The organism is Xenorhabdus sp. SGI246 (assembly GCF_040838225.1).
Classification (GTDB): Bacteria; Pseudomonadota; Gammaproteobacteria; order Enterobacterales; family Enterobacteriaceae; genus Xenorhabdus; species Xenorhabdus indica.
Genome location: NZ_JBFPEZ010000018.1, coordinates 1 through 5,508, shown reverse-complemented (window position 1 = coordinate 5,508; position 5,508 = coordinate 1). Strand labels below are relative to the sequence as shown.

The 5,508-nt window shown below is 43.3% G+C and carries 8 protein-coding genes; 5 read left to right on the top strand and 3 right to left on the bottom strand.

Going from position 1 to position 5,508, the window contains the following annotated elements; genetic code table 11:
- Positions 1 to 13: 13 nt before the first annotated feature.
- From ABLA85_RS05205 to ABLA85_RS05195, 3 genes are read right to left on the bottom strand one after another with little or no spacing between them, the layout of a single operon-like run.
- Entirely contained in the window at positions 14 to 289 is a 276-nt protein-coding gene (locus ABLA85_RS05205; protein WP_367961980.1) for a hypothetical protein, read from the bottom strand.
- A gap of 20 nt (positions 290 to 309) precedes the next feature.
- Entirely contained in the window at positions 310 to 1,041 is a 732-nt protein-coding gene (locus tag ABLA85_RS05200; protein ID WP_367961979.1) for a hypothetical protein, read from the bottom strand.
- Positions 1,042 to 1,052: 11 nt separating this feature from the next.
- Positions 1,053 to 2,102 (bottom strand): MobA/MobL family protein, encoded by a 1,050-nt coding sequence (locus ABLA85_RS05195; RefSeq protein ID WP_367961977.1) that lies wholly within the window; start codon positions 2,100 to 2,102, stop codon positions 1,053 to 1,055.
- A gap of 213 nt (positions 2,103 to 2,315) precedes the next feature.
- Between ABLA85_RS05195 and traD the strand changes: the two genes are divergently transcribed.
- From traD to ABLA85_RS05170, 5 genes are all read left to right on the top strand, one after another.
- Complete coding sequence (traD, locus tag ABLA85_RS05190; protein ID WP_367961975.1) at positions 2,316 to 2,744, top strand: conjugal transfer protein TraD; 429 nt, start codon at positions 2,316 to 2,318, stop codon at positions 2,742 to 2,744.
- 502 nt (positions 2,745 to 3,246) lie between these two features.
- Positions 3,247 to 3,492 (top strand): hypothetical protein, encoded by a 246-nt coding sequence (locus ABLA85_RS05185; RefSeq protein ID WP_367961973.1) that lies wholly within the window; start codon positions 3,247 to 3,249, stop codon positions 3,490 to 3,492.
- A 188-nt stretch (positions 3,493 to 3,680) separates the two neighbouring features.
- Positions 3,681 to 3,938 (top strand): helix-turn-helix domain-containing protein, encoded by a 258-nt coding sequence (locus ABLA85_RS05180; protein ID WP_367961972.1) that lies wholly within the window; start codon positions 3,681 to 3,683, stop codon positions 3,936 to 3,938.
- 366 nt (positions 3,939 to 4,304) lie between these two features.
- The gene (locus ABLA85_RS05175) at positions 4,305 to 4,571 is read left to right on the top strand and encodes a plasmid stabilization protein (RefSeq protein WP_367961970.1); all 267 of its coding nucleotides are present in this window, start codon (positions 4,305 to 4,307) and stop codon (positions 4,569 to 4,571) included.
- The gene (locus ABLA85_RS05170; protein WP_367961967.1) at positions 4,561 to 4,860 is read left to right on the top strand and encodes a type II toxin-antitoxin system RelE/ParE family toxin; all 300 of its coding nucleotides are present in this window, start codon (positions 4,561 to 4,563) and stop codon (positions 4,858 to 4,860) included. Before ABLA85_RS05175 ends, ABLA85_RS05170 begins: the two co-directional genes overlap by 11 nt.
- Positions 4,861 to 5,508 lie beyond the last annotated feature (648 nt).

Here is a 5,508-nt window from a genome sequence, read left to right as displayed (position 1 = left end):
TAATATAATCGACTTATAAATAAGTTATAAATATAGCAAGAGGCATTAAAATAACAATAGCTATAAAGAACCCTTTAAAATTAGCCTCACCTGCTATTAAAAAAAAGAACGCCAACACCATAAACGCCAAAGGAAGAATAAACAAGAGTCTATAAAATCTATTTTCCAGATTTATCATTTCATCTAACAATGTAGTGCCACTTCTCTTATTTATGGTTTTTAATAACTTCATATCATTTAAAGTAAAACCACTTTCTTTCATTAATTCTTCTATGTTTTTAGAAACCATTTTAAATCCTCCATTATTGTTTATTTTCTGTTTTTCAATTTTTCGCAATCAGTTTTAATTAAATTTAATTTCCCTTCTAATTGTTCAACTTTTTTATAAGTAGAAAAAACAGCATTATAATTGTTATCAATGGCTGATCCAAAGAATAATTTTACACTTAATGCGATTACTACAAGTACTGCCAGTATGTTTCCTGCAAAAATCCACCAAAAATAATTTGTAAGTTTATAATATTTTTCCTCCAAATTATTTTTTGCCGACTGATAGTCATTTTTTGCAGCCTGAATATCTCCTATAAAGCCTTTGACTGTAATTGATAAGTTGTCAACGTGTATAGCAATAGCTTCCATTTGCGTATCCATTCTTTGCCGGACAGCGCCAGCAATATCCGTTTGTTGAATAGTGGCCAGAATATTTTGGTTAATTTCTTCCGGTACGGTTTTAGACAGTTCCCTAAATTGGGCGGCACAGGTATCCAGTGAATTGATGGAACTCCGCTTAATGTCATTCAATTCTGACAGAACTTGGTTTATGTGCGCTTTTTGTATCTCGATATTATCCAGTTCAGCTAACTGCTTTTTTAAGGCTTCCGTCGCCAGATTCAGGCCGTTCTTGGCTTCCAGAATGGCATCAAAGGCAGTATTTTGGGATCCGCTCACCGCAGTTAGCATGTCAGTTACAACTGCTTGCTGCTCTTCCAACACTAAGAGATAACCGGAAATTTTTTCAAAATCAGTGAGTTCTTTTTTCATATTTTCCTCTGTTACCAGCTAAAACTGCGCCCTAGGGAGTGACGTTGACGTTGTTGTAGTTTCTTTTCCTGCTCGGCACGTTGTTGCACCTGCCGCTCATATTCTGCCTGTTGCTTGTTCTGCAACATTACTCGCTCTTCCTGCCGTATTTGCTCCTCAAGGCGTAACCGTTCTTCCTGCGCCTGTTGCAATTTATCCTGCTGATACTCTTCCTTAAATCTTTGCATTCCATTAAAAAGCTCGTGTTTACACTGGAAATCACGCATATCACGGATAATTTCAGGCGAATAAGCTATTTTGTCTTGTTTTTCCATCAGATGAACAACATGCTGGCTGTTTATCTGCTCTCGCCGGATATAGCGAAACTCCATGATAACACTGCGCTCTTGCGGTCTTCGCCATTCACTGGGCCGCATTTTTTTCTCCGGTACAAGATCTAAACCCTGTTTGACATAGCTGCGCATATCGATACGCTCAGGGCAATGAGCCAGCGCCAGATGCTGATTACAGATTTTTTCCCAACGCTCACGTAGGGCAATCAGCTGCTCTTTCCTTGTGCGGGGATCTAAGCCGGTGTTAGCTTTCTGGCTTCCGCCTTTTTCCGGGGCCTTACGGTTAAAACGCTTAAAGTACTGCGCCGGATCACGCTCGATACCATCATTTACCCGCTCTGAAAACATCAGGTGACAATGAGGCTGTTCGCCCCCGTCGACTGCCGTAGGCACATGAATGGCCCATTGATAGGCGTGCCGTTCGCCCAGCTCCTGCTTAACCCAGTCACGGATAAGCCCTTCCCGTTGTTCCGGACTTAACTCACGAGGTAAGGCAATTTCCATTTCCCGATAAGCTGTTCCGTTCTGGCGTTCAAAAGCATCCGCAGCCAGCCAGAACTGTTGCGGGTTGTCTTTCGCCCATGTTGGCATATTGCCGTTATCTGTAGACTCCAACCGCTCACCTTTTTCAAGCCGGTTTTCATATTTACCCTCACGGGCAATATAGGCAGCATGTTGTGCACCTTTTCCTTTACTACCTGTTTTCACGCTTAGCCGGGCTATCGCCATATCTGAATACCTCTCGGTGTTGAATTCGAAGCTGTGCTTCGACGCGCTGTTTCTTATGAAAATAAGAAACGTCTAAGCGCGCCTTACCAATAATCTTAAACTATAGTGAGCCTGTTTGCAGCCGAAATATTTTGTCATCAGGCGAACACATATTTAAGATTATTGGTAAGGAAAAAAGCTAACGAGCTGACATTGAACTATGAGGCAATAATAATGAACACGAATGACGAATGGCTAAGGTCACGTATCGGCTACATCATGGGACTAAAATCGCCCACGGAGCAGCAAAAGCTGCTGGTAAAGCTGGCAGGTATCGAAAACCGGACACGGGAAGAAGAACGCCGGCTAACCGTACTGAAACGGGCAGAAAAAGCCGCAGAACGGGCGATGAAAGCCAAAGGAGCCGCAGCAAAGGTTATTAATGCAGAACGGCTGGCAGCACGTAAGGCACGTAATCACGAGATGTTTAAAGTGGCGGGACTAGTCAGCCTTGCTGGTCTGGTTGACAAAAAAACAGGCCAACTCACACTGGATGCAGGAACGTTTGTCGGGGCACTGGCTAATTTAGCCAGTGCCCCTCCGGAAAAATTACAGGCGTTAAAAAGTCTTGGTGACAGACTGATCGCGGAAAATGAAAAGTAACGCTGCGGTTTCCTGCCGATGTTTCGGAGGGGAAACAAGGTTAATATGGCTTAACGTGCTTTAAATTCCGTTTTCTGAGACGCTTTAAACGGTTTTTCTTCCCACATAGCCCTTTCCACGATAAAAAAATCGGCTGTTATCCAAATTCGTCCCTATTCAGACAAAAAAAAACATAATCAATCGTATGCATACGATTGATTTTATTATTGAATATTTTTAATTATCCCGTTAATCTGATAACGCTATTGGCAAAATCCGATAGTCAGGGGGTCGCAGCCCTGGAGTGTTTCACTGGTATGAAATAAATATACCAGTGTGCCTGTTTTCGCCTTTTCTATGGCGGTTCAGGCAGGGGAGGCTTTGGCCTCGCTGGAAGAACACTCCCAGTACTGCGAACCCTGTTTGAACTGCCACCACTAAAAGGAGAAAACAAAAATGAATCTTTTCCGATGGTGTTCCTCTGTACCTGCCGTCGTCTTACCTCACAATGCCGAGGTTAAGCATGACTAAACTCTTCGTTTATCAAACTGAGACAGATGCTTACGCACTGGCGCGAGATTCCTGTGATCTCATCAAATGCGCCGAATATCTCTGCAACCAATCTGATATCGAGACTAATGTCAGGCATATCCATAGCTGCATTAATGTCATCGTCGAAAAATTGCGGAAATTAAGCGAAGAACTGGATATTGGCAAGGTAAAAGAAATCATAGAACCAAATAAATCAGATTCCGATTTATCCAAATAAGTAATCTAAAAATGTTATCGGTTTAAACTGATAACCAAGGGGTCGCAGCCTTGTAGAGTGTTCCACTGGCAGGATTTTCTGCCAGTGCGCTTGTCTATGTTTTTGCTGTAACAATTCAGACAGAATTAAGCACTCCTGTACTGCGTCTCTGACTTTTTTCATCTAAAAGCAAAAGAGGAAAGTAGAAAATGAGCGCACCAAAAAAAGACTGGCATCCGGCTGATGTCATTGCCGCATTACGCAAACAGGGAACGACCTTATCAGCAATCTCCCGTCAGGCCGGATTAAGTTCATCCACATTAGCGAATACGCTGGTTCGGCCTTGGCCAAAAGGGGAATGGATCATTGCTAACCGTCTTGAACTTCATCCTTCCGAAATTTGGCCCAGTCGTTATTTCGATAACATGGGCAGCCTGATAGAACGCAAACCTCGAAATAATCCATGATAGCGAGTATTAATCCCCTCTTTGGAGGAGGTCACCTTCAGCACTTATCCAGCTAAAGAGATATCACAATTTGCTGGCTTCACTGGGTGAACAATTGCCTGAAATCAGTTAGAGCAAGAGTTACGAGCCAGTTTTCACTGGCGTCACTTGGTAAAATCCAAGTGACGCCACGAATGTGGATTTGGGGATTAGCCTAACAAAATTTTAGGTAGTTTCGGCTCACAACCACAGATAAGTTATTTCTCGCGCCTTAATTTAATCAATTAAATTTTATGGCGTATAATCGGCACAGGTAAATCTACTGGCACAACCAACAGAAAAACGCTTCTATATTCCCACGAACTCTCGGAAATTTGGAGTATGACCATGAGCAACACAACTCACTATGAAAACGCCAACTTCCTGCGTGAACTGGCAGAAAATCTGCCCCAGATCATGCCCAGCACCAACGCAGTCCGAAACGCGGAACTTTTGCAACGGTTAGCTAACGAGGAATTGGCACAGGGCGAGTACGAAGAACGGGTAAAAGCCAAAGTTGTGATCGCCCGCGCCGACAGTCGTCCAGGAATAACCACCGAACAGCTTCGCCAGCAGTTGCAGAACCGCTACCTAGAGTTGCGCGATGTTGTATAACGTTGAATGGAAACAAGGAGCCATCGAAGACGTTATGGCGCTTTTTGATTATATTGCTGAAAATTCGTCACTCTGGGATGCCAAAGACGTTACAGAACGCATACTAAAATCCACTGACAAACTGACAGAATTTCCCCGCCTGTACGAGGAGGATTTACGCTATGGCGAGGGAGTACGTCGTATAAGTCTTGTAGGGCAGCATGTGCTTTACGAGGTGGACGATCAAGCGAAGCAGATCAGAGTACTGGCGGTTGTTGGTCAACGGCAAAATCCTCACTCGATACGCTAATTCCCCATCACCTCATTTGTGGTCTGTGGTCATTTTCAAGAAAAGGAATTTCGAGCACTTTAAGTCCATTTCATCAGACATCGTTGTCAGAGCCGTCTGTACGTTCCTCAGAGCGATTGTGAGCACTTTTTTTGTGCCTGATGATTAACCCTGTCTCTGCATTTAAAAAATGGCTCAGCGTGGCTTATATGGGTTTTTATGCCTGTAAGGGCATGGAAGGCTGCTCTTCGGATTAATTGGGATCATCTTGGATCAAACAGCCGAAACAAAGAGGGACTAAATGTGAGCATTCAACTCCTCAGCCCTGCTAGGCCATGAGCGAAGCGAACCAAATAGGCACGGAACAGAAAGGTTCTCAGTAGCATAGAGTCGTAGACAGCTGGATTTAACCGTGTAGTGCCCGTGAGGGCCGCTGAGAGGAGCCGCAAAGCGGCGACATCTTTTTTTGTGATCAACCTGATAAGATTTTCTGACTTATCCACAGGGTGCGCTCTTTTTAACTTGTTTTTCTTGTTTTTATTCTTGTTTTCGGTCGTTTTTTTATTAATTAAATCAAACAATTACATGCTAATAGGCAATGCTTTTGACGGTAATAGGCAATGCTTTTGACGGTAATAGGCAATGCTTTTGAAGGTAATAGGCAATGCT

Bases quoted from the DNA above. Each gene is read 5' to 3' on its own strand.
- ABLA85_RS05205 (WP_367961980.1), bottom strand. From the start codon at position 289: ATGGTTTCTAAAAACATAGAAGAATTAATGAAAGAAAGTGGTTTTACT.
- ABLA85_RS05175 (WP_367961970.1), top strand. From the start codon at position 4,305: ATGAGCAACACAACTCACTATGAAAACGCCAACTTCCTGCGTGAACTG.
- ABLA85_RS05195 (WP_367961977.1), bottom strand. From the start codon at position 2,102: ATGGCGATAGCCCGGCTAAGCGTGAAAACAGGTAGTAAAGGAAAAGGT.
- ABLA85_RS05180 (WP_367961972.1), top strand. From the start codon at position 3,681: ATGAGCGCACCAAAAAAAGACTGGCATCCGGCTGATGTCATTGCCGCA.
- ABLA85_RS05200 (WP_367961979.1), bottom strand. From the start codon at position 1,041: ATGAAAAAAGAACTCACTGATTTTGAAAAAATTTCCGGTTATCTCTTA.
- ABLA85_RS05170 (WP_367961967.1), top strand. From the start codon at position 4,561: ATGTTGTATAACGTTGAATGGAAACAAGGAGCCATCGAAGACGTTATG.
- traD (WP_367961975.1), top strand. From the start codon at position 2,316: ATGAACACGAATGACGAATGGCTAAGGTCACGTATCGGCTACATCATG.
- ABLA85_RS05185 (WP_367961973.1), top strand. From the start codon at position 3,247: ATGACTAAACTCTTCGTTTATCAAACTGAGACAGATGCTTACGCACTG.